The organism is Bacteroides sp. AM16-24 (assembly GCF_003471885.1).
Lineage (GTDB): Bacteria > Bacteroidota > Bacteroidia > Bacteroidales > Bacteroidaceae > Bacteroides.
Genome location: NZ_QRKI01000008.1, coordinates 38,526 through 63,255, shown reverse-complemented (window position 1 = coordinate 63,255; position 24,730 = coordinate 38,526). Strand labels below are relative to the sequence as shown.

Below are 24,730 nucleotides of genomic sequence, written 5' to 3'. Positions count from 1 at the left end.
TTTTTAGAGTTTATGTATGCGAATGAGTAATTATTCACTCACCGGTTCAACTTTCTTCTTCCTGAATATGAACAGTTCGCTCAACTTATCCATTTTCCGGCGGAGCACAAGGCCTACGCCCGTCTCGGTAATTTCACCATCGAGCACGCTTTCATAGTTCTTGTTGTGGAATACACGTACATAGCGTGTTCCACTATTGTCCAGACGATATTCCAGAGAAATATTATCAATGAACGACTCCACATCATTCGTGGCATTGGCACCACTGGATACCTTTCCGCCAATAATAATCTGTACACGGTCGTTGAAAAAACGCTGCGAGTAGCGAAAACTATAGTCCGTCTGCTTATCACCCGTTTCAGCAGCGGTGCGGTCTTCTATACCGACGCTGAGGGAGGCATTTTTCAGGTTTCCGGTCAGCGCATTGATCTGGCTTTGAAGCACACTGTTCAAGGCAGAACCCATTGTCAGGCCACCGCCTTTTCCAGTATTGTAGAGATACATACCTGTAGCAAGCATGGTAATGGCCTGTTTACTGCGTTCATCCGCACTCATACCTGCCAGTTCGCCTTGCACGGTGGCATCGTCAGGCGCACTCAGGTTGAAACTCAGGTCGGGGTTCTCCAGACTATTCTTGATGCTGATGGAAACGTCGAAGTTCACCATGCGTGAACCGCTTCCACCGTCACCATCCGCCACCGAAGCACGGACACGCTCCGTAGCGGTCAGGTTCAGTTTGGGATTCATCGGATTGCCCGTCCAGTCCACATAACTGCCGTTGGTGAACTGAAATTCCTTCAGAGGAATGACGGGCAGGGCATATTTCATCATACCACCAATCAAGGTATAACGACCGGACAAGGTAAGGTCGCCTTGCGGAGTATATTGGAGATTCAGGTCGCCTCCGCCTTCCAGTTCCACACGGCTGCTACGGTCGGGACTGAGGTCAGCCCTCAAGCGCACAGCATCATCTATGTGCACGGACATCAGCATATCCATACCACCAAGGGACATAGTGGGCACTTCCGTCTGCTGTACCGAAGTGGTGTCCGTGAAGGAAGTGAATTTCACAAGCTCACCCAAACGGTCTTCCACCGTCAGCGGCGAATCGGTCAGCACGTAGGTTACATCCGTATTTCCAAGCAAATTCATGTTTCCACGCATAGTCAGCCCATCCAGCGGACCGCGCACGGTAGCATTCAGGTCTACAAAGATTTTACCGTAGAGCATGCTTTCCTTGGTACGGGGCGCGTCGAGTAATGTATAGTTCTGTGCACGTAGGTTCAGGTTCGCCGTTGGCCTGTCCATATTACGGAAGTCCACGTTACCATCTATCGTGAAGGGATTTCGGCTGGTGGTGTAGATAGCGAACTTATTGAAGATGAGTTTATTGTTTTCTATCTTCAGCGGGCGGTTATCAAACCAATATCGTGCGCCGGCCTGACGTGCATAGATAGATACGCTATCCAACGAGAGGTCACCACTCAATTGCGGTTTCTCCATGGCACCATTGATGTTGAGCCCACCGTCGATGTCACCGGTTAAAGTAATCATACGGTCGGGGACGAAAGCATTGGCAAGGGAGAGCGGGAAATGCTCGAAGGTGGTGTTTACATCCAAGGAATCGCGTCCATTCTTCTGTGTCAGCACGGCATCGGCAGTCAGTACCTCCTGGTCTCCCGACCGGAAATAGGCGTTCAGATAGTGCGTGCCTTTATCACCCGGAAGCCATGTAGCACCTAGTCCGATATTACCTACCAGCTGGCGTTCGTAAGTCAGCTTTTCCACATCGGCCTCAGCGGAGACTTGCAGTGAAGTTGCCGTCTGTATATAGTTTGCTTCCGCAGAGAAAAGTCCCGTGATACGGGGCATATAAGGCAGAATGCCGCTTAGTTTATCCAAGCGGAAACGAATTAATTCCAGATTGATATTCTGTAAGGAAACGGTGTCAGACCGGTCGGACTGCATACGGAAGCAGAGACCGTCCTCACTGTCCATATCGACATTAGCGTAGACGCGCATATTCTTGTGCAGATAAATCCAATCGCTGTTATCTACAAAGTGAAACTTCTGGTAAGCAATGATAGGCTCAGCAGGTGTCAGGCGGAAGGCAATACCATTCCCCCTACCCCGCCCCTCTATCAAAGGACGGGCATTGATACCCAGATCAAGTCCGGTATCTCCCTTCGCATCCACATAATTCAGGGTCAGTTCGGCATCTTCATTACGGATTTCACCCGTCAGTGTACTGCGGAAGACAAACTGCGGGTTCTTCGGACCATTTATGACACCACCCTGCAACTTCATGCGTGCAGTGTCCTGGCTGATGGCAAAGAAAATGGTATCCAGTTGCAAGGAGTCCATGCGCAGACCATGTATAGCAGTGCGTCCGTTGATACCACGTCGGGGCGTAGTGCCGAAACGCAATATAAAGTCATCAAAAGAAATATCCTTGGTTGCCAGGAAATAACTGACAGGGTTCTGCTTACCGGCTTTCAGTTGCATACCGGCTGAGGGCAGTGCTTTCCGTAATTCTGCATGATCGAGTTGCTTCAATTCTATCTGCCGGGTAAGAAGTGTGGCAAAGGCAGTGCCCTGATCCATCAGTTTCTGCAAGGTACTGCGGGCACGGAACTGAAAGTCGAGGTCGCCTGCATCCATGTTCATCTTGATAGAGTCATGGCGTGCCTCGGCACCGAGAGTGAAAGCGAAAGGATGCTTCAATGGTTTAGGAGAAATACCTAACTCATGTAGACCGACATTCTCCACATTCATAGCCATCTTACCATCCAGGTATTTACGGTCAAGACGCATATCTGCATCCGCCTGCATCTTCAGCAGGGCATTGTCGCTCGTCATGTGTACAGTGGCAAGAGCGGATTTCAATCCGGCTGTCAGGTCAATGCCGGAAATATTCCAGTGTCCGTATTGTAATTCACCGAGAGAAGCTTGCACAGCAGCCACAGTGCGATGGTTGGCTGGATCAAATCCTTTTCCTTTGGCGGCAACCTTGGCCGAAAGGGTATAGATAGAATCTTTAGGCAGGAAATGGTGCACTTGCAGGGCATCTACATGAAGGTCTGCCTGATAGGCTTCGGTAGAAGTATTGTAACGAGCCAGCAGATTCAACAGCCCTTCGCGCTCTTTCAATTTCAGGCTGGCATCATAATTGGGGCCATCCAAACCAAGTCGCGCAGCAAGGTGCATACTGTCCGGCACAACTATAGAACCATCGGGGGTGACACCAGTCAATCCGGTAAGGAAATTCAGGTTCTGTGTCCGGATATCAAAGTCAATGCTTCCATTGCGCGTCAAACTGTCGGTGAGGTTCCAAATCTCACCACCACCATTCAAGGTGAAAGCACCCGGCAGGTCGATATTGAAGCGGGAAATCTGCATCTGCTTGAAGTTACCTTCCGTACCGGCACGGATAGTAAGGGGACGGAAAGGATACGCCTCCTTAAATGTGTCAGGCAAATCACCTGCAAAGAGCATTACATCCTGCTTGCCGATGCGGGCATTGAAACGGGCAGAGAGTCGTCCGGAAGTGGGAATTTCTACCAATTCCCAATAAGTCTGGGCGATGAAATCCATTTCACTGTGTGGGGTAAGCAATTTTAAAGAAGGCACCTGAATAACAGTGGAATCAGCAAATACCCGTCCCGTCAGTGAAGTGATGCTCAGCCCGGAACGTTCGTTCATGGAGAATTCCCGGATAACAGCATTGATATTCCGTCCATGATAAAGCACGGAGTCCACCCCAATGCGAATATCCCGCAAAGCGATGTGCGAAGCATCGAAGCCCGAGGCAGGTTTCACACCGGTGCTATCGGTAGCCGCAAGACTATCGGTATCTATCAAGTTATTAATAGCACTGAGCAATTGGCTACCCGTATCATAGTTTACTGTAGTACTGCTCAATTCAAATTTCTTCAGACCGTACATCTGTCCGCCCAGGTCAGCAACCGCATCATCCACCTCTGCATCACCCAGACGGGCAGCAAGACGCATGGAATCCAGCGGTATTTGCAAATCAACAGAAACGTTCTTCAATGCTAACTTGTGTAAAGCCACTTTCCAGTTAAGGGCGGTAGTCGTGGTATCCGGTTCGGTAGTGGTAGTGTCGTTCATCACAACAAGCATATGAGTATCACTCAGCTCCACACGGTTGATGACAGCATCTTCTTTCTTCAGGTCTACACCATGGCTTTCAAGAAAGAAACGCCCCAGCACACCACGTATGCGGATACCCTCTATCAAATCGGCAGAGTTCAGGAAAACTCCGTTCACAGTAACCTCGTCCACTTCTACTTGTCCGCGTATCAGCGGCCATGCCTGCACGCGCACGTTCAGGCTTTCCAGTGTCAGTAGGGTATCGGAAACCTGTTTCACGGCAAGGGAGTCACCGAGAGCAGAAGGCATTTGTTTATCTGCCTGTATAGGCTGAATGACCTGCACACCGCGTACCAGCAAGTTCAGCGGAAAGCGGAGGTCGATGCGGTCAACAGATATATCCATACCCGTTGCTTCGGATGCAATGGCAGTGGCTTGCTTCCGTATCAGGCTCTGTACAGGAGGGATATAAAGCAATACCATCAGTACTACAAATAATATGATAGGGGTAAGTAGTATCCACATTACCCATTTCAACCATTTTCTTTTCATTAGGACGTCAATCGATAGTCAGTGTTTAAATCGTTACAAAGTAAACAAATTCTAACGACATTTGGTTGATGCAGAAGAGAAAAAGGCTATTTATTCCTCTACCTGTGCCACGACATCTTCAATCAGAGCGAGTACTGAGAAGGATTTCTCTTTTATCTTTTCACTGAATACTTGCCCGCGTGAGTCTTCAAGCTCTTTCAATAAAGCAACAAGTTCATCGGCTCCCAGTAAAGTAAACAGAGGAAGCATCTTATGCCCCATGGCAGCTATGCCATCTGTATCTTCAGCATCTAATGCCTGTCGCAAGCGATCAGCATTCAGACGTGTTTCTGTGACAAAACTTTCCAGAATAGATTTTGCCGCATCAGGATCATCACCTGAGAAAGCAGTGAGAGCAGAGAAATTTAATGCAGAAACAGGAACTGCTTCAGTTGCGATCCTATCCGTCTGTACAGCATCCATTTCTACATGATTCTGTGGAGTAACAAGACCTGTTTCTCTCTTTTCAATATCCAATTCTGCAAACAGTTCATTCACCATAAATGGTTTGTGCAAGCTTCCGGCAAAACCATGTTTCAGAAACTCTTCACGTTGCATATCACTACGGGCAGTCACAGCAATCACGGGTATAGTCTTAGCTTGCGGAATATTCGAAGCACGTAACAGGTTCAGTAAGTCGAAACCATTCATGGCGGGCATTTGCACATCGGTAAGCAATACATCGAAAGTATCGGTACGGAGAGCTTCCAGTAATTCATCCAATTGCAGACAAGAAACAGAAGTGATGCCACTCTGTGCAAGCATAGCAGAAGTGAGAGTGAGTTGGATACGGTCGTCATCAATCAAGAGGGTATGCAAAGCAGGAGTTTGAGCAGGTAAAGAGGATGAATTCGCATTATTCTGTTCATTCACCTCGGAAGTATCATTCAAAGCCACCGGATACAAAGGTACCCGCAACGTAAACGTACTCCCCTTTCCAAGTACACTATCCACTTCGATACGTCCTTCAAGTAGTTGCACCAGCATACGGACAATAGATAATCCCAAGCCGAATCCTTCCTCTCCCTGTGCTCCCGGCAAACGGGTAAACTCCTGGAAGATGCGTTCACGGTCACCGGGTTCCATTCCCTTTCCCGTATCGATAACAGAAAGTTTCAAGTGATTTCCGGAGAAAACCGAATCACCCTTCGGCACAAAACTGGCAGTCAGTGTAATGCCACCTTCCGAAGTGAACTTCACTGCATTGGAAAGCAAGTTATTGACAATCTGGCGCAAGCGTAAAGGGTCACTGATGAAGGTTCCTTTCAGTTCGGGGTCTATCTCACATTTCAAAGACAATCCTTTGGCAGAAGTCAACGGTTCAAAGCTGACGTATATTTCTTCCAGCAGGCGTGCAGGATGGAAAGTAACACGGTTTATCTCAGCTTTGTGCAAGTCGAGGCGATGAAAATCGAGCAAATCGGTAACCAGTTTCAGCAGATGCTCTGAGGAGGTTTTCATATTGTCAAGATAGAAACGTTGCCGTCCGTCAACAGTGAGCCGGGAGAGCAAATCTGCATACCCCATGATAGAACCTAAGGGAGCTTTGAAATCGTGGGTAATGGCAAGCATCAGCTTTTCGCGAGAGGCAAGCAACTCTTCGGCGAAGCGGTTAGCTTCTTCCAACTGACGCCGATAACGGTTACTACGAGTAACATCCCGCCAGATCATAACAAGAAAGATAACGGACAACACAACAGCCCCCGCAGCAATACCAGAAATAATCGTAGCAGAACGATGACGCACTGCTTTCTGATACTCGGCCTCTTCACGGGCACGCAGCAGAGTTTCCTGTTCATATCCCTTCAAAAGACTATCAATACGGGCACTCAGCGCATGATCAAGGCGTTGCAGAGTTCGCTTACGGCGCTGTATCACACTATTAGTTGCTTTCTTTTGCTGGGCAACGGTACGCAATTTCGCGTGCAGTGAATCAACAGGATTATAAGCATCAAGCACAGTATCCGTAGCAACTTCAAGGGTAGTTTGTACCTGAATAGCAGAATCTTTGCGTGGTGGAACGAAAACTTCCCCCAGACGGCGGAAGAAACCCTTCTTCTTAGGTTGTGTCACAACGGTATCACGACGGGCAGTAACACGACGTTGCACACGCTGTTGGGTGATAATGGTATCCTGCTCAGCTATAATCTGCTCCACCTCCCGAGCGGAAATCATGCTGTCATTGGCTTCGCTCAGCGTACGCAGCAAGCGGACCGTATTAGCATCTTTTTCCCGCAAAAGCCCTATCAGACTATCCGTACGCAGGATATCGCTATTATCCGAGCTCATAAGGTTCTCCATTTCCCGGTGCACGAAGAACAGGGAATAAAGCAAGACTGCCAACAGAACCACATAACCGGCAGCTATCTTCTTCTTGGAGACATTATTCATAATTTATATTATAATAGTGATAGGGTGATAGTATCACTTTCCTTCATCTTGCTTTATAACGGAAACGCAGCCAAAGCATAATACCTGCGCTCGTCAGTCCGAATGGGAAAGCCATCCATACGCCGACCGTACCCCAACCCAGCACGAAACCACATAAGTATCCTACAGGCAAAGATATAACAAAATAGGAAATAAATGCAATGAACATCATCGGTTTTACGTCTGCGATACCACGCAGGGCATTGGCAAAACTGATTTGCAATCCGTCACCAAACTGGTAAACCAGGAATGGAAAGAACAAAGAAGATACCATGGCAGAAACCTCCACGCTATCCGTAAACCAGCCCCCGACCTGATTGCGCAACAGAAACACAATACTCAGAAGCACCACTGCCATTGCCATAATCAGGTGAAAGCCGGCATATGTCGAACGGCGGACATTCACCATATCACTCTGCCCCTTGAAGTTACTGACGCGAACGGCAATCGCCGCCCCCATCCCATAAAACATCATAAAGGTGAACTGAGAAATAGTAAGCATAATCTGATGCGACGCCAAAGCAATAGTTCCCAGCCAACCGACCATAATCGTACTGAGGCTGAATGACGCCGTCTCCATGCCCATCTGCAAACCGACAGGCCACCCAAGTCCATTCAATTTCCTGAACATTTGTTTTGACCATCCCAGGCGGAAGAACCCCGCCTTATATCTTAAGAATCTGCGACTACGGAAAATAACCAGTGCAAAAACAATGACCATAACAATACGCGAGAACAGGGTACTGATACCCGCGCCCAACAACCCCAATTCCGGAAAACCAAACTTTCCGTAAATCAGTATATAGTTACCAATGATATTCAATGTATTTCCACCAAGAAGCACCCACATGGCAGTCTGTGTTTGAGTAATGCCATCTGTAAACTGCTTAAAGCCATTGAACAGCATGACGAACACCAAGGATGCAAGTAGAACCAGAAAATAAGGCTTTATCAGCGGAATCAGTTCCTCGGGTTGCCCCATATATTCCACACAGAAATAGACGACAGTCATAATAAGTGTCAGCAACAGCGCTACCAACACATTGGCAAGCAGACTTGAGTGCAAAGCTTGTCCGGCCTCCATGAAACGACGGTTACCGTAGAACTCACCCACTACAGGCGTCAGTCCATAAGAGAAACCGGTACTGAAAATAATGCAAAGTGTGAAAAGATTGTTGGTGAAAGAAGCAGCAGCCAACTCGGCCGTACTGTGGTGTCCCACCATCAGAGTATCGGCAAATCCGAGAACAATGACACCCATCTGGCCGATAACGATGGGAAGTCCTAAGTAAAAGAGGGCTTTATAATGCCCCTTGTATGTAGCAATTAATCTATTCATTTATCTTTCTCATAATATAATACCACCGAGTTTTCCTCACGGAAAGTCTCTTGGGCAACTGCCTTCAGCTGCTCTGCCGTCACTGCGCGATACCGTTCTACCTCACGGTCTATATCCTCTGCCTGTCCGGTCAATTCGAACCATGCCAGATTTGTGGCTACATTCAGGTAATTGATATTCCCGAATATCTGGGTAGATTCAAACTTATTCTTTACTTTCTCCAGTTCCTCTCCTTCTATCGTCACTTGCTGTAACTCCTGCAACTCTTTGCGTACAGCGGCCTCAGCCCGTTCCAGTGATACTCCGGCTGATGGCTTCCCACTGATATGCAGCAATCCCGCATCACGTGTACCCGAAATATAAGCGTCTATGCCGGAGAACAATTTCTGTTCCTGCACCAACCGACGATTCAAGCGACTGGAACGTCCGTTACTAAGGATATCTGAAAGAATATCAAAAGCATAGTAATCAGGATGCTCTCGACTACACATATGATAAGCCATGAACAGTGCATCCAGGGGGACAGGCCGTTTCACCACCTGTCTACGTTCCGTTGTCTGTACGGGTTCCTGCGGCAATTGTCGCACAGGCACATCCCTGCGGGGAATCGGGCCAAACCACTTTTCTGTCAATCGGACAGTTTCTTCCCACGATATATTTCCGGTAACGGCAAGTACAGCATTATTAGGTGCATAAAAGCGGTAAAAGAATGACTTCACTTCCTCCAGTGTAGCTTGTTCGATATGCGATAAATCCTTTCCGATGGTAGGCCAGCGGTACGGATGCACCTCATAAGCCAACGGACGGATAAGATGTCCCACATCTCCGTAAGGCTGGTTCAGACAACGCTGTTTGAACTCCTCCATGACCACACCGCGCTGCACTTCAAGGCTTTGTTCACTGAATGCCAGTTCCATCATACGGTCGGACTCCAGCCAGAAGCCAATCTCTACATTCGATTTGGGAACAGTGAGGTAATAGTTTGTAATGTCATTGTTCGTCCAGGCATTGTTTTCGCCACCTGCCGACTGCAAAGGAGCATCATAGTCGGGTATATTCACAGAACCGCCAAACATCAGATGTTCGAACAAATGGGCAAAGCCGGTATGTTCGGGATGTTCGTCCCGGGCACCTACATCATAAACGATGTTCAGTGCTACCATCTGAGTACTGAGATCCTGGTAATGCACCAGTCGCAGACCGTTATTAAGACTATATTTATTTATCTTCATATTATTTTGAATGATAGGATGATAAGATGGTAAGATGATAGGATTATTAGCTAGGTATATGACTTTTCGCAGTTTTAATACTACGAGTAATTAAGCCCATTAACAATTTGGCATCTGCAATTATACTGAAATATTCGTCCGAAGTAAGATAATCAGTTTTATACAGAAGTTCTAACCAAAACAAGGTTTCATTACATTCTTTTTGCGCAATAGCAAACTTATGAATAAAATCCGCCTGACTTTCAGCATGCATAGCTTCGCGTTGTAAAGCACCTATTGCTGTACCTGAACGAACTAATTGTTTGGATATCTCATATTCCTGCTTTTCCTTTTTAAGATATTTACATAAATTCACGACACGTATAGCAAAATCCATACTCTTATCTTTTATAATATCCTCTTTCTCCATCCTCCTATCATCTTACCATCTTATCATCCTATCATTTTATCACCTTGACCTTAACAATTTTCACATCCTCTTCCGGGCGGTCGCTACGGTCCGTTTTTACCTGCTGTATCTTATCTACTATATCCATGCCTTCGATCACTTCGCCGAATACAGTATATTCCCCATCCAAGTGTGGGGTACCACCTACCGTAGTGTAAGCCTTCACCTGCTCCGGTGTAAAGTGGAACTCCGGTTGCTTGGCAACTTCCGCCTCAGCCTGTGCAAACAGTGTATCCTGCAAGTTCATCAGACCATCCTGGTCATTTTCCTTACGCATCTTATAGATTTCCTTCATGTGTTTCTGTGCCAAAGCATTGAACACTGTTGTCAGACGGTTCTGGTTCATCTGGTTCTCCATACCCAGCAACGTAGTGTCATTATACACTTTACCCGTCACAATGTAGAACTGGCAACCCGACGATTCCTTCTTAGGATTCACATTGTCACCCTGACGCGCAGCCGACAATGCACCTTTCTTATGAAAATACTTCGGATAAACGAACTCAGCCGGAATCGTATAACCTACATCACCTGCACCCAGCATCTTTCCTTTCGGAGCATTCTTTGACTCAGGGTCGCCTGCCTGTATCATAAAATCCTTGATGACACGGTGGAACAATGTACCTTCGTATGTACCCTCTTCCGCCAGTTTGATGAAGTTATCACGATGTTGCGGCGTCTCATTATACAGTTTCACGATAATGTCACCCGCAGTTGTCTCGATCTTCAATTTAGTTTCCTGATCCATGTTTCTATCTTTCTTTTGTCCCGATTGGCAGGCTGTAACGCTGCAAATCAGTATGGTTAATAATACGATGAAATTCCTCTTCATAACGCTTTTTATTTAAATTAAGTTTGCAAATATACGATTTTCAGACAAATCGGTTTACCTTTGTGTCTTAAAAGAGACAAAAGATAAGGCAATGAAATCTATACTCATCGTTGAAGACGACATTACTTACGGTATGATGCTGAAGACCTGGTTAGGCAAAAAAGGCTTTCAGGTAGCTTCCGTCAGCAGTATCGCCCGCGCCCAGAAACATTTGGAGACAGAGGGTGCCGACTTGATTTTGTCCGACCTGCGTCTGCCCGACAAGGACGGCATCGACCTGTTGAAGTGGTTGGGAGAGCAAGGTCTGTCCATTCCGCTCATCATGATGACGAGCTATGCCGATATACAATCGGCGGTGCAAGCTATGAAATTAGGTGCCAGCGACTACGTTGCCAAGCCTGTAAATCCAGACGAACTTCTAAAGAAAATCAGTGAGGCAATGAAACAACCCGCTGCTCCTCCCAGACAAACCATCAGTTCCGGAAAAGGAGAAAGTACCCATCAAAAAGATGCAGGCGGCACCCCGTCTTCTGACTACCTGGAAGGAGAGAGTGATGCGGCCAAGCAACTTTATAATTATGTAAGACTGGTTGCCCCCACCACTATGTCGGTACTGATCAATGGTGCCAGTGGAACGGGTAAGGAATATGTAGCCCACCGTATCCATCAACTCAGCAAGCGTACCGGTCAGCCTTTCGTTGCCATCGACTGTGGCTCCATCCCGAAAGAACTTGCCGCATCTGAGTTCTTCGGACACGTAAAAGGTTCATTCACCGGAGCATTGACAGACAAAACTGGAGCCTTTGTTGCAGCCAACGGAGGAACCATCTTCCTCGATGAAATAGGCAATCTCAGTTACGAAGTCCAGATACAACTGTTACGTGCCTTACAGGAACGGAAAATACGTCCGGTAGGTTCCAATAAAGAAATCACTGTAGATGTACGCCTGGTTTCTGCTACGAATGAAGATTTGGAACAGGCCATCGAAAAAGGGACTTTCCGCCAGGACCTGTTCCACCGCATCAATGAGTTCACTCTACGCATGCCCGAACTCAAGGACCGGAGAGAAGACATCCTTCTCTTTGCCAACTTCTTCCTCGACCAAGCCAATCGGGAACTAGATAAACAGTTGATCGGGTTTGATGATGCAGCATCCCGGGCATTGCTGGAATACCACTGGCCGGGAAATCTGCGACAGATGAAGAATGTGGTACGCCGTGCCACCCTATTAGCACAAGACCAACTTATCACGTTGAAAGAATTGACCGAGTTGCAGCAAGTCACTCATCCCCATGTAGGTCTGCCCTTGCGTAATGAAGAAGCAGAAAAGCATCAGATAATCGAAGCATTGCGGCAAACGGGAAATAACAAGAGCCGGGCAGCTCAACTGTTGGGCATAGACCGCAAAACCCTGTATAATAAGCTAAAACTTTACGAAATAGAGAGCTAAAAAGGTTCTTTGCACCGTATCCCAACCGCATCAAGTCCGTACCTACTCCGTATCCATACAGTTAGAATAGGTACGGACTTGACACGGACTTGGTACGGGCTTGACACGGACTTGGTATGCAACAGAGTACCTTAGTGTGGAATTTCTCCACACCTGATTCCACACTTTCCACACAATTCCACACTGTACCACATATTCCAAAGCCACAAACAACACTAGTAATCAATAACTTGTCTAATTAGCATTCTCACTGGCACGGGCTTTGCGAGTATATTTTATGTAAGCGTCAAGCTTCCTAAATCAAAAAAAGGAAACCTAAACTCTTAACTATAAAATATATATTTAATATAACAATTAAAAGCAAATGATTATGAAAAAGTTAGTATTAGTAGCAGCCCTGTTTATGTTTGTTTGTGGTGGTTCTTTCGTGGCAAATGCTCAGGACCCGGTGAAAACTCAACAGCAACAACCGGCAACGGGAAATACTGAAGAGCCCAAAACCGCTGAGCCTGCCAAGGAAGAACCCAAAACAGAAGAACCAAAGGCAGAGGAACCGAAAGCTGAACAACCTGCAGCCAACGCTCCCGCCAATGGTACTCCTGCAACGGAAACACCTGCACAGCCTGCTGAATAATAGTAAGCACACTGACACAAAAGCCGTTCCCTCCTTGTCTATTCTGGGGAACGGCTTTTGTCGTTTTAGTCCAATACCTACATGTAAGTACCAAACCGCACCACTCCGCACAAAAATTACCAATAAATAGCGATTTCCCACCTTTTCCATTCTACATACCTTTGCAAACAAATCGATAGAGATGTTTTGCAAAGTTTTTTATATCATAACAATTCTGTTTATCAATCACTTATCTGCCTTTTCCCAACAGGGTTACACCCTCACCGGAACTATACAAGATGCGCAGACCAAAGAGCCTTTAAGTTTTGCCACCATTCAATTGCAGACCTCAGATAAGACTTGGTATGGTGCCCTCAGTGACCAAAACGGCCGGTATTCTTTCACCAAATTAGCAGCCGGAACCTATACGGCAACCGTTTCTTATCTGGGATATGACAAGCTGACAAAGACTTTCTCTATCTCCAAAAATACAAGCCAGTCTTTCCAACTCACATCATCGACCCTAGCACTGAATGAGGTAGTGATTACCGCTTCGGAGTCGAAGGGACTGACCAGTGCGTCAAAGATAGACCGCAGGGCAATGGAGCATCTGCAACCGACAAGTTTCACTGACTTGCTGGAACTACTTCCCGGCGGAAAGTCTGTTGACCCGAATATGGGCAATGTTAATCTGATAAAAATCCGTGAAGCTGGAAACACCAGCGAGACTATTGCTTCTTTGGGAGTAGGATTCGTTGTGGACGGTATGACAGTAAACACTGATGCCAACCTGCAATACCTACAAGGAACAAACCAGGGTGACAAAGAGTCCGTATCCAAAGGCGTAGACATGCGCACGCTTTCAACAGACAACATAGAAAGTGTGGAAATCATCCGAGGCATACCTTCTGTAGAATACGGCAACCTGACCGGAGGATTAGTGAACATCAAACGAAAATCAAGCGCCTCTCCCCTGACTGCACGTTTCAAAGCAGACCAGGTAAGCAAGCTATTCTCTGCCGGAAAAGGCTGGGCAATCAGCGGCACCAATGTCCTGAACCTGGATCTTAGTTATCTGGACTCGAAAGTAGACCCGCGCGACAGCCGTGAGAACTACAAACGCATTACCGCATCCGCCCGCCTGAATACCAACTACAAAGCAAAGATTGGTCACATAGACTGGCGAATCAACGCCGATTACACCGGCTCGTTCGACAATGTGAAGCGGGACAAAGATATTACTGTAAAGGAAGATTCTTACAAGTCCACTTATGATAAAATGACGCTGGGTGGCGAGTGGGTATTGAAACGCCCCGAACGCTCATTCCTGCGCCAACTGCGTGCCAATGCATCCATTTCGCAAGAGCTCAGCCAGATTAAAGAACGGAAGTCCGTATCACTGGACCGCCCCACAGGTATTCCCAATAGCACGGAACAAGGAGAGGCGGACGGACTTTACCTTCCTTACAGCTATGTAGCCAATGTATTAGTAGACGGCAAGCCCTTCTATGCAAATGCTAAAATCATTGGAGATTTTGCCTTTAACTGGATGAAAAGCTCGCATACGCTGAAAGTTGGTGCGGAATGGAACTTCAGCAAGAATTTCGGAGACGGACAGGTGTACGACACCACCCGCCCGCTGAATACATCATCGACCACTCGTCCAAGAAGTTATAATGATATCCCTGCCCGGCAGGATGTATCTGTTTATGCAGAAGAACAAATGAAGCTATCTCTCGGCAAGCACGAACTGTTTCTCTCAGCAGGTGTACGAGCCAATTCTTTGCTGGGGTTATCCGGCGACTACGCTATTCAAGGAAAAATATACCTCGACCCCCGCTTTAACCTGAAGTGGCAACTCCCTGCCCTGGGTGCCAATGAGGATTGGCTGATTGACATATCCGCCGGCATCGGCTGGTTGTCTAAACTTCCAACCACTGCACAGCTATATCCGGATGCCAGATATGTAGATGTAGTGCAACTGAACTACTATCATAACAATGCCGATTACCGACGCATCAATATGATGACCTACAAATGGGATAATACGAACTATGACCTGGAGCCTGCACGCAACCAGAAGTGGGAAGTGCGCCTGAATGTGGCACATAAAGGGAACCTGTTCTCCGTCACCTATTTTCAGGAACGCATGAACAATGCTTTCCGCGATATTTCCTATTACCGCACACTGGCTTATAAAAAGTATGATACCTCTTCCATCAACTCTTCCGAACTGACCGGACCGCCCGCACTGGAAGGGCTAGCCTATGCTGAAGATACTTTAATCAACGCCTACAAAATGGCCGGAAACGGTACACGTGTACGCAAGCAGGGTGTGGAGTTCACTTTCTCGTCCCAGCGCATCAAGCAACTGAAAACCAGATTTACCGTCACCGGCGCTTGGCTGAAAACAACTTATAGCAATAGTATGCCCGAATATAAAGAGTCATCCATCATACTGAACGGAGAGCAACTGCAATACGTAGGTTTGTATGACTGGGAAAGCGGCTCCACCAACGAGGTATTCAATACGAATGTCACTGCCGACACCTATCTGAACAATATAGGAATGGCTTTCTCCGTGACGGCACAGTGCACCTGGTACACCGCCAACCAAAGCCTCTGGAACAACGGAACACCGGTGAGCTACGTAGATAAAGGCGGAAAAGTACATCTCTTCACAGCAGCTGACGCCACGGACGTACAGTTGCAACACTTAGTAAACAAATATGCCGACGATTACTTCAACCGCAAAGTGGTTCCCTTTGAAATGGGCATCAACCTGAAAGCGACCAAAGAAATCGGGAAGTATATGCAACTTTCATTATTCGTGAACCGCTTGCTGAATGTAGCGCCCATATATCACAGTGGCACGAGGGAGGTAAAGCGCATTTATAATCCATACTTCGGAATGGAAGCCAATTTAAGATTCTAATAAATATAAAAACAACAGATTATGATGAAGAAAGTAAAGTATTTCGCATGGGCACTCCTGCTGGCAGGGGGCTTTGCAATGACCGCTTGTAGCGACGACGACGTTGCCACTACGCAGGTAGACATGGAATTGAATGTCATCAACAGTATCGGAGACGACCTGACCGTCAAGACGGGAACATACACGTTTACCAATATCAGTACCGGGCTTGAAACGAAAATCGACCACACCTCTACCCTGACCCGTGCGGCAACCCAAAGCGCACTGGCCACGCTGACCGACGGTCTGTATAACGTAACTTTTATAGGTACCGCATCCTATAGTTACAAGGAAACCCAGATTATAACCAATGAGGACGGAGAAGAAGAAACGGTAGAAGTAACCAAGACCGCTGATGTTGACGTTCAAGGCGCCAAGCAGAACATTGAAGTAAAAGGTGGAACCGTATCATTGAACCTGCCCATCTATGTGCTGAACAAGGATGAAAGAGGTGATTTTGTCATTGCAGAGATCTTTGCTGCCGGAACCTTGAATGCGGAAACAAACAAGCAGTATAACGGTGACCAATATATCCGCATCCACAACAACTCTTCCGAAACGCTGTATGCCGACGGACTGGTATTGCTTGAATCTAAATTCTTGACTGTTACCAAAAATGATTACACTCCGGACATCATGGAGGAAGCCATGACCGTGCAGGTGATAGCCATGGTTCCCGGAAACGGTACAGACTATCCGGTATTACCGGGAGAAAGCATCACCATTTGTGATAATGCTATAAACCATAAAGAAGCCAACCCCGGTTCGGCCGACCTGAGCAAGGCTGATTTTGAATGGTACACCCAGTCTACCAGCACCTCCAACCCGGATATAGACAATCCGGATGTACCCAACCTGGACATGATGTACAATTACACCAAAACCGTTTGGGTATTGGCTAAACAAGGCAACAAGGCATACGCCATCGGACGCCTGCCGACGGGAATGACTTCTGAAACATATCTGGCAGATTATAAATACGAATATACTTATACGCTACCAACCGGAAATCAATCCAAAGTATTCAAAGAATACAAATTCCCCAATAGCTGGATTATAGACGCTGTCAACATGAGTCCGAAGAATAAATATGTATGGAACCTGACGAGCATGGCACTGGATATGGGATATACTTATATAGGTGTGAACAGCACGATTGCCGAGAACTACGGCAAGGCAGTTGTCCGCAGAACAGCCTACACCACCGAAGACGGACGCAAAGTATTGCAGGATACCAATAACTCAAGCGTAGACTTTGAGCCTTCGGTACGCGCAACCCTCTTACCGGCCCAATAATTAAGAGATTAAGCATGAGACAACGTTTCCTTATCATATTGACCGCAATAATCCTGTTGCCCCTACGAGTGGTTGCAGCAGATACGCTTACTGTCGAAAAAAAACTATTGTCGGAATACAGTCGGACGGCTGTATTCCGCAACCAGGTGTGGCAGAATGCCGCCATCCGTTTCGAACAGCGTCCTTTCAGCCTGACAAGCGTCAGCGTGAAGGGACTGTACGAGCAACGTGGCGACGCCGCATTGGCACAGGAAGGAAACAGGAGAAAAGATTTCAGCGCAGAAGTAAACTCTTTCGTCGTACTGAATCCGCGCAACCGGCTCTTCGGGCAAGCCTCCTACCGCAATGGACGCAGGGAAGATGTGGTTTGGAATGAGAATTCCGACTACTCTCTCCTCTACCCTTATGTAGTGGGCGACTCCATCGGCGGCTTCATGAAAGAAGAAGAGTATAAATTCTCCGGAGGATATGCCTACCGCTTCGGCGAATGGACTGCCGGTGCCGAACTGGGTTATCGCGCAGTGATTGCTTACCGCGACAAAGACCCGCGTCCGCGTAACATAATTTCCGATTTACAGGCAAGCCTTGCACTTTCACGCAACCTGAGCGGGAAATACAATTTAGGTCTTGCAGTGCAAGCCCGCAAATACAATCAGAAAAGCGAAATCACATTCCTTGCCGACAAAGGTTCGACATCCGTCTATCAGATGCTCGGACTGGGTATGGATTACGTTCGCTTTGCAGGAACGCAGACCAGTACCCGCTACACAGGCGAGGGCATAGGAGGCAGCATCGATTTGCTTTCGGTGAGCAACGACGGCGAGAACAACGGCTTTTCCGCTTCATTGCGGGCGGACTACTTCCACTTGACCAAAGAGTTGTCCAGCACCAATTATACTCCCATCAATGAGATAAAGAACGTGGACGTTTCGCTGGAAACCGCATGGACCCGTTGCAACCGTGAATGGGGATATGGAGTGCACTTGCTTGCCGCATTGCAACAACGAACAGGTGTTGAAAACATCTTCGGCGAACCGTCCGGTACCATTTATCCCCAAATCAGCAGTGTGGACCAGTTCAAAAATACGACACTGAAAGCCGGACTGAAAGGCAGGATAGGACAACGCCTCAACGGGAACCGCCGCTGGGGATGGACTCTGCTCCCCACCGCCGGCTACTGGCAGACGAAACCCGAATATAAAGGAAACGGACGCTACGTTAAAATGGCCTCTGCAAGCGGCGGACTGGAAGCGCAATCTCTCTGGAAAGCATCGAGAATGCTATTATCGGCAAGCCTTGCCGGAGGATATACTACCAATGTGAAGGCCAATTATTCTCTGACGGGACTGGACGGCAAAGGGCCGGTAGGCAGCACTTTACTCTCCAACATCGATTACCTGAGTGACGACCACGCCTCCGTTGCCCTCAAACTGCGCGGGGATTATATACTCAATGATCGGTATGCCGTATTCCTCTCAGCCAACTGGCTGCATCAGGAATATGATAAATGTGGTGGGACAGACCGGATAGAGGTATCTCTGGGAGTTACTTTCTAACAATAATAATAACTAACAATAAAACAAAAAACAACAATGAGTACTAAAACATTATCAATCGCAGCCGCCATCATGGCGTTATTCTTTATCGGAACTTCTTGCAACAACAAGCAGAAGAACACCGAAGAAACCGCAACCACCGAACAGACCACCGGTGCAATGGAAATAGACGATCTTCTGGCTAACGCCGAGTCACTGACCGACCAGGAAGTCACCATCGAAGGTGTATGTACACATGCCTGCAAGCACGGCGCTACCAAAATCTTCCTGATGGGTAGCGACGACACACAGACCATCCGTGTAGAAGCAGCCAAACTGGGTTCTTTCGATACGAAGTGCGTCAACAGTATCGTTCGCGTCACCGGAACCCTGAAGGAACAACGTGTGGACGAAGCTTATCTGCAACAATGGGAATCACGCTTGAAAGCTGCCGCTACCGAAAAGCACGGTGAAGGCGAAGCCGGATGCAGCACCGAGAAGAAAGCACGCGGCGAAACAGCCAATACGCCCGAAGCACGTATCGCTGACTTCCGCGCTAAAATAGCCAAGCGTCAGGCCGAATCAGGAAAGCCCTATCTGTCATTCTATTATATGGAAGCCGCCAACTATGAAATTCAGTAAGGCGGGAACCGCATTTCGGAAATGGAGCCGGATAATCCACCGGGACCTCTCATTCTTCTTCTCGGGGATGGTATTGATATATGCCATCTCCGGAATTGTGATGAACCACCGGAATACGATCAATCCCAATTACTCGGTAGAGCGACAGGAATATACCATTACCAAAGTGATGCCCCCGCAGGCCGGAATGAAAAAGGATGATGTCCTGGAACTGCTGGCACCACTCGGTGAAGAAAAGAACTATACCAAACATTACTTCCCGAAGGAAAACCAGATGAAGGTATTCCTCAAAGGCGGTTCCAACCTGATGGTCAATCTGCAGACCAAGCAAGCCGTTTACGAGAAGCTGACACGTCGTCCGTTGATAAGCGCCCTGACCAAGCTGCATTACAATCCCGGAAGATGGTGGACTCACTTCGCAGATGTGTTTGCCGTAGGACTCATCATTATTACCGTCACGGGAATGGTGATGCTGAAAGGACCAAAAGGCTTGTGGGGACGCGGAGGTATAGAACTTGCAGCAGGTATACTGATTCCGCTACTTTTTCTTTTTCTATAAACGACTCAAGCTTCACATATAGCCTGAGGTATAAGCATTGGTTAGCAATCTAATTATCAAAGCATTGCATTTACCGAGCATTTACCACAAGAGGTAAAAGCATTTACCGCAGGATGTAACGACCTTTACCCCGTATTGTAACGCTCTTTACCTCGGTATGTAACGGTCTTTACCCCGGCATGTAAATGGAGTTACCATTTGGGGTAAACAGAATTACCTACAGGAGTTCCGAGATCAATCCATGCAGCTAACGAGTAATTAAAATAGGTTCAATACTAAAAACAAAAGATATCAATGGAGAATATCATTGAATGCAATAACCTGACGCACTATTATGGCAAACGGTTAATTTACGAAAACCTCAGCTTCAGCGTGCCTAAAGGGCGCATCCTGGGACTGCTGGGAAAGAATGGTACAGGAAAAACCACAACGATCAATATATTGAGCGGTTACCTGAAACCCCGCTCCGGCCAATGTTCCATCTTCGGACAGGACATTCAGGCCATGCATCCTTCGACGCGCCGTAATATCGGCCTGCTCATCGAGGGACACGTGCAATATCAGTTCATGACCATCCGGGAGATTGAGAAGTTTTATTCTGCTTTCTATCCGGGACAGTGGCGCAAAGAAGCGTACTACGACCTGATGGACAAACTGAAAGTAGCTCCCGGACAACGCATCTCGCGTATGTCGTGCGGACAACGTTCGCAAGTGGCACTGGGACTTATCCTAGCACAAAACCCAGAATTGCTGGTACTGGACGATTTCTCTCTCGGTCTGGACCCCGGCTACCGCCGCCTCTTCGTGGACTATCTGCGTGACTATGCCCGCTCGGAAAACAAAACTGTTTTCCTGACCTCGCACATCATTCAGGATATGGAACGGCTGGTAGACGACTGCATCATCATGGATTACGGACGCATCCTCATCCAGCAGCCCGTAAAGGAACTGCTGGACACGATACGCCGCTATACCTGCACGTTGCCCGAAGGTTACAAGATGCCGGAAGATAAGGATTTCTACCATCCGTCTCTTATCAGAAATACACTGGAAACCTTCTCGTTCCTGCCTCAACAAGAAGTAGAAAACCATTTCAAATCGCTGCAAGTGCCTTACAGCGATTTGAAATGCGAGACTGTAAACCTGGAAGATGCTTTTATCGGACTGACGGGAAAATACTAATAACCAATAACTATTATGAACGCTATATTTTATAAAGAATGGATTAAAACCCGCTGGTATCTGTTGCTTGCACTGCTTGTAACGCTCGGTTTTGCCGGATACTCGATGTTGCGCATCAACCGTGTTGCCAGTATGAAAGGCGTGGAACACGTTTGGGAAGTTATGCTGGCACGGGATACCGTGTTCGTGGATTTACTGGAATTTATTCCTCTATTGGTCGGGATACTGCTTGCCCTGGTGCAATTCGTACCCGAAATGCACCATAAATGCCTGAAACTGACATTACACCTGCCCTACCCGCAACTGCGGATGATTAACCTGATGCTGCTCTACGGACTGGTAGTGTTACTTATCTGCTTTGCCGCCAACTACGTGCTGATGACGGTTTACATGCAAGGCGTCCTGGCTCCGGAACTTTATTCGCGGATTCTGCTGACAGCTCTTCCCTGGTATCTGGCAGGTATTGCCGCTTATCTTCTGATTTCATGGATATGCCTGGAACCGACCTGGAAACGCCGCGTCCTCAATCTGGTAATCTCTGTATTGCTGTTGCGTATCTTCTTCCTGGCTCCGGCACCGGAAGCCTACAACGCTTTCCTGCCCTGGATGGCAATCTACACCCTGCTCACGGCAAGTCTCTCATGGCTTTCCATTGCACGGTTCAAGGCAGGAGAACAAGATTAACAGGTTATACATTCACTATTAAGAACGAAAAAGACAATGAAACGTTTTAGTCAAATATTCTTATACATCACCATTGCATTGCTCATTATCTGGCAGTTGCCTTGGTGTTATTCTTTCTTTGCGGCAAAGCCATCGAAAGTTCCTTTCTCCATGTACAGTTGTGTCCTCGGCGACTTCCTCTCCATGGGCAATGAAGATGGCAAAGGCGTGGTACGACGCGACCAGTCCGGCAATGTATATACACAGGAGCAGACGGACAGTATTCTCCCGTTCTTCTACATGCGCCAGCTTATGGCGGATGAGCGGTTCCCGGACAGCATCAATGGTGTTGCCGTCACTCCGCGTGAAGTGCAGCTTACGAATTTCAGCTTCCGCTCGGCAGCTTCGGATATCAATGCCTCCAAGATAGAACTTTATCCTTTGCTGGAGAGTATGTCGGGACGCGTGGATCTGACTATGCCCGATGATGTGTTCCGTATCACCTCAAAAGGAATTGAATTTATCGGTATGAAAACCAATACGGTAGATGCTGACAAAAGCCAACTGTTCACAGAGGCTATGGTGAAGAAAGGGTTCAAATTCCCAGCCCGCCGGTTGGCCGGTAATCCCACCACTCGCAAGGAGTACGATGAAGGTTATCTGATTCTGGATAATGAGGGAAAACTTTTCCATCTGAAACAAACGAAAGGACGCCCGTATGTGCGTGCCATTTCCCTGCCCGAAGGCTTAAATGCGAAGCATCTCTTCATCACGGAATTCAAGGACCGCAAGACACTGGGTTTCCTGACGGATATGGATAACAACTTCTATGTGCTGAACAATAAGACTTATGATGTGGTCAAGACCGGAGTTCCTTCCTTCAACCCCGAAGAGGATGCCCTGTCTATCTTCGGGAATATGTTCGACTGGACGGTTTGCGTGAAAACAGCTGACGCGGACGAATATTATGCATTGGATGCGGATGATTACTCACTTATCAAGTCCGTCAGCTTCCCGACGGAGGGAAGCAAAGTACCGGGATTACGGTTTACTTCTTCACGGGATAAGTATGTGAAACCGAGGTTCTGATAAAAGAAATACTATATATTATATTGTGGGTTTGTCAAGACTGAAATTTCAGTTTTGACAAACCCGCATAGATTCAGAAGCAGCAAACCTAAACCGGATTACTAATATTTGCTATAGCTAAACCAATCAAAAGCAGCCTTATTCTTGCTTACCTTCCCATTGCTGCTGGCATACATTCCAACAAAAGGGCCAATGAATCCTTTGGCAACATTCGTACTACATACTGTTGCATCCACATCCTTACCCAAGAACTCTAACTGATCCTCAGAAGTACCATACAAGAAAGAATATTTCAATCCGTCCCCCTGTACAGCTAGTACCACCTCATTTATTTTATAAGGCACCCTGGCCAGGATTTCTTCATTCCCATCTTTCACAAGTATCAGACGTAGTTCTTGAGGGGTCTTTCCTTTACCAACCAACACCAGCCGGTATTGAAATCTATCATTTTGCATGATAATCATTCCCGCCTCTTCGTTTACGGAAGAGGGTTTAAAATTCATGGAAGTAATCGCTTTGAAACGATGGTCTTCCACACGGCGGGCAATCAGTGAAGGATTCACCAGTTCCGTTGCCTTTTGCGGTCTCAGATTGATATACAAGCGGGAATTTTTCAATTCGTACCAACGCTCAAAAGGAGTCCTCAAGAAGTTCCAGCAGAATCTTAGCGAATCAGTGTCGAAATCATCACGGACCGGAAGTAATGCTACCGGGGATTCCGGCAGGTTAGGAAATTTATCTTCCATCAAAACCCTGCCAATTCCCGGGTTAAAGATTGGCTGTTCGCCCTGAAAAGAAATCGGTGTAAGAAACGTTTCACGCCCCAACATATTATATCCATTCACCGGACGTACCCCCAGCATGACGGCATACCAGTCACCATTCTGTGTCTGTACCCAATCGGCATGTCCGATGGTAGTAATGTCAATGTCATTTCCCAGATGCCTGTGCGTCAACACCGGATTACAGATAAACGGGGTATAGGGACCGGTCACCTGGTCTGCCGTAAAAATAGAAACGGCATGATCTTCCCAGGTTCCTCCCTCAGCTATCATCAAATAATATTTCCTGTTAATCTTATAAATGTGGGGAGCTTCCGCATACGGACTGTTAATGGCATAACCGCTTGAAACGATATGGCGTTCGCCAATAAACTCACCGGTAGCAAGGTCCAACTGCTGTATATAAATACGGTCTTCTGCCGGATAACGGCGAGGTGGTGTCTTGTCATTACCGTTAATACTTCCGCAGTACCAGGCCTTTCCATCGTCATCAAAGAAGAGAGAAGGATCGATGCCCGGAGCATCTTTTATGAAGATAGGTTCACTATAAGGTCCCTCCGGCTTCTTGGCAGTGACAAAGAAGTTTCCACCGCAACCAGTAGCGGTGCAAATCACATAGTACAATCCATTATGATAACGGATAGTCGGTGCCCAAAGTCCCCATGAAGCCTTTAACCCATCTTTCATTTGCAGCTGGGAAGGACGGTTCAGCACATGACCTATCTGTTCCCAATTCACTAAATCTTTACTATGGAAAACCGGTAAGCCCGGAAACCATTCAAAAGAGGAAGTAACCATATAATAATCGTCCCCTACCCTACACAGGGAAGGATCCGGATGGAATCCCGGTAATATGGGATTCTTAAATGTTTTCTGCGCGGAAACGTTCACTGCAAGCATCAGGAATAGTGCCAGCAGATGTACACGGGATGTTTTCATTCTAATCATATCGTATGTCAT

The 24,730-nt window shown here is 47.2% G+C and carries 17 protein-coding genes; 10 read left to right on the top strand and 7 right to left on the bottom strand.

Going from position 1 to position 24,730, the window contains the following annotated elements:
- Positions 1-30: 30 nt before the first annotated feature.
- The 6 genes from DW182_RS11135 to DW182_RS11110 form a co-directional block, all read right to left on the bottom strand.
- The gene (locus tag DW182_RS11135) at positions 31-4,665 is read right to left on the bottom strand and encodes a translocation/assembly module TamB domain-containing protein (protein WP_118295566.1); all 4,635 of its coding nucleotides are present in this window, start codon (positions 4,663-4,665) and stop codon (positions 31-33) included.
- A gap of 90 nt (positions 4,666-4,755) precedes the next feature.
- A complete protein-coding gene (locus DW182_RS11130; protein ID WP_118295565.1) occupies positions 4,756-7,095 on the bottom strand; it encodes a hybrid sensor histidine kinase/response regulator in 2,340 nt (779 codons plus the stop codon).
- A gap of 43 nt (positions 7,096-7,138) precedes the next feature.
- Entirely contained in the window at positions 7,139-8,473 is a 1,335-nt protein-coding gene (locus DW182_RS11125; protein ID WP_118295564.1) for an MATE family efflux transporter, read from the bottom strand.
- Positions 8,470-9,705: a pitrilysin family protein gene (locus tag DW182_RS11120; protein ID WP_115502048.1), complete on the bottom strand. Its 1,236-nt coding sequence runs from the start codon at positions 9,703-9,705 to the stop codon at positions 8,470-8,472. The genes DW182_RS11125 and DW182_RS11120 overlap by 4 nt, the downstream gene beginning before the upstream one ends.
- Positions 9,706-9,751: 46 nt before the next feature.
- Positions 9,752-10,114 (bottom strand): four helix bundle protein, encoded by a 363-nt coding sequence (locus DW182_RS11115; protein WP_118295563.1) that lies wholly within the window; start codon positions 10,112-10,114, stop codon positions 9,752-9,754.
- Between the two features lie 31 nt (positions 10,115-10,145).
- On the bottom strand, positions 10,146-10,985 hold the full coding sequence (locus DW182_RS11110; protein ID WP_115502050.1) for a peptidylprolyl isomerase: 840 nt from the start codon (positions 10,983-10,985) through the stop codon (positions 10,146-10,148).
- Between the two features lie 91 nt (positions 10,986-11,076).
- On the opposite strand from DW182_RS11110, the gene DW182_RS11105 reads away from it, so the two are divergent.
- The 10 genes from DW182_RS11105 (at position 11,077) to DW182_RS11060 (ending at position 22,988) form a co-directional block, all read left to right on the top strand.
- Positions 11,077-12,435: a sigma-54 dependent transcriptional regulator gene (locus tag DW182_RS11105; RefSeq protein WP_118295562.1), complete on the top strand. Its 1,359-nt coding sequence runs from the start codon at positions 11,077-11,079 to the stop codon at positions 12,433-12,435.
- A 370-nt stretch (positions 12,436-12,805) separates the two neighbouring features.
- The gene (locus tag DW182_RS11100; RefSeq protein ID WP_021967645.1) at positions 12,806-13,069 is read left to right on the top strand and encodes a hypothetical protein; all 264 of its coding nucleotides are present in this window, start codon (positions 12,806-12,808) and stop codon (positions 13,067-13,069) included.
- Between the two features lie 181 nt (positions 13,070-13,250).
- Complete coding sequence (locus DW182_RS11095; RefSeq protein ID WP_118295561.1) at positions 13,251-15,983, top strand: TonB-dependent receptor; 2,733 nt, start codon at positions 13,251-13,253, stop codon at positions 15,981-15,983.
- 21 nt (positions 15,984-16,004) lie between these two features.
- Complete coding sequence (locus DW182_RS11090) at positions 16,005-17,318, top strand: DUF4876 domain-containing protein (protein ID WP_118295560.1); 1,314 nt, start codon at positions 16,005-16,007, stop codon at positions 17,316-17,318.
- Between the two features lie 14 nt (positions 17,319-17,332).
- A complete protein-coding gene (locus DW182_RS11085; protein ID WP_147400123.1) occupies positions 17,333-18,874 on the top strand; it encodes a DUF6850 family outer membrane beta-barrel protein in 1,542 nt (513 codons plus the stop codon).
- Between the two features lie 36 nt (positions 18,875-18,910).
- Complete coding sequence (locus tag DW182_RS11080) at positions 18,911-19,495, top strand: hypothetical protein (RefSeq protein WP_118295558.1); 585 nt, start codon at positions 18,911-18,913, stop codon at positions 19,493-19,495.
- Complete coding sequence (locus DW182_RS11075) at positions 19,482-20,054, top strand: PepSY-associated TM helix domain-containing protein (protein WP_118295557.1); 573 nt, start codon at positions 19,482-19,484, stop codon at positions 20,052-20,054. The genes DW182_RS11080 and DW182_RS11075 overlap by 14 nt, the downstream gene beginning before the upstream one ends.
- A 294-nt stretch (positions 20,055-20,348) precedes the next feature.
- Positions 20,349-21,236, top strand: a complete 888-nt coding sequence (locus DW182_RS11070) for an ABC transporter ATP-binding protein (RefSeq protein WP_118295556.1) — start codon at positions 20,349-20,351, stop codon at positions 21,234-21,236.
- A gap of 15 nt (positions 21,237-21,251) precedes the next feature.
- On the top strand, positions 21,252-21,920 hold the full coding sequence (locus DW182_RS11065) for a hypothetical protein (protein WP_118295555.1): 669 nt from the start codon (positions 21,252-21,254) through the stop codon (positions 21,918-21,920).
- A 36-nt stretch (positions 21,921-21,956) separates the two neighbouring features.
- Positions 21,957-22,988, top strand: coding sequence for a DUF4857 domain-containing protein (locus DW182_RS11060; protein WP_118295554.1), 1,032 nt, complete (start codon positions 21,957-21,959; stop codon positions 22,986-22,988).
- 101 nt (positions 22,989-23,089) lie between these two features.
- Here the strand turns inward: DW182_RS11060 and DW182_RS11055 are convergent, their stop codons facing one another.
- Complete coding sequence (locus DW182_RS11055) at positions 23,090-24,718, bottom strand: glycoside hydrolase family 43 protein (RefSeq protein WP_199678580.1); 1,629 nt, start codon at positions 24,716-24,718, stop codon at positions 23,090-23,092.
- Positions 24,719-24,730: the final 12 nt, after the last annotated feature.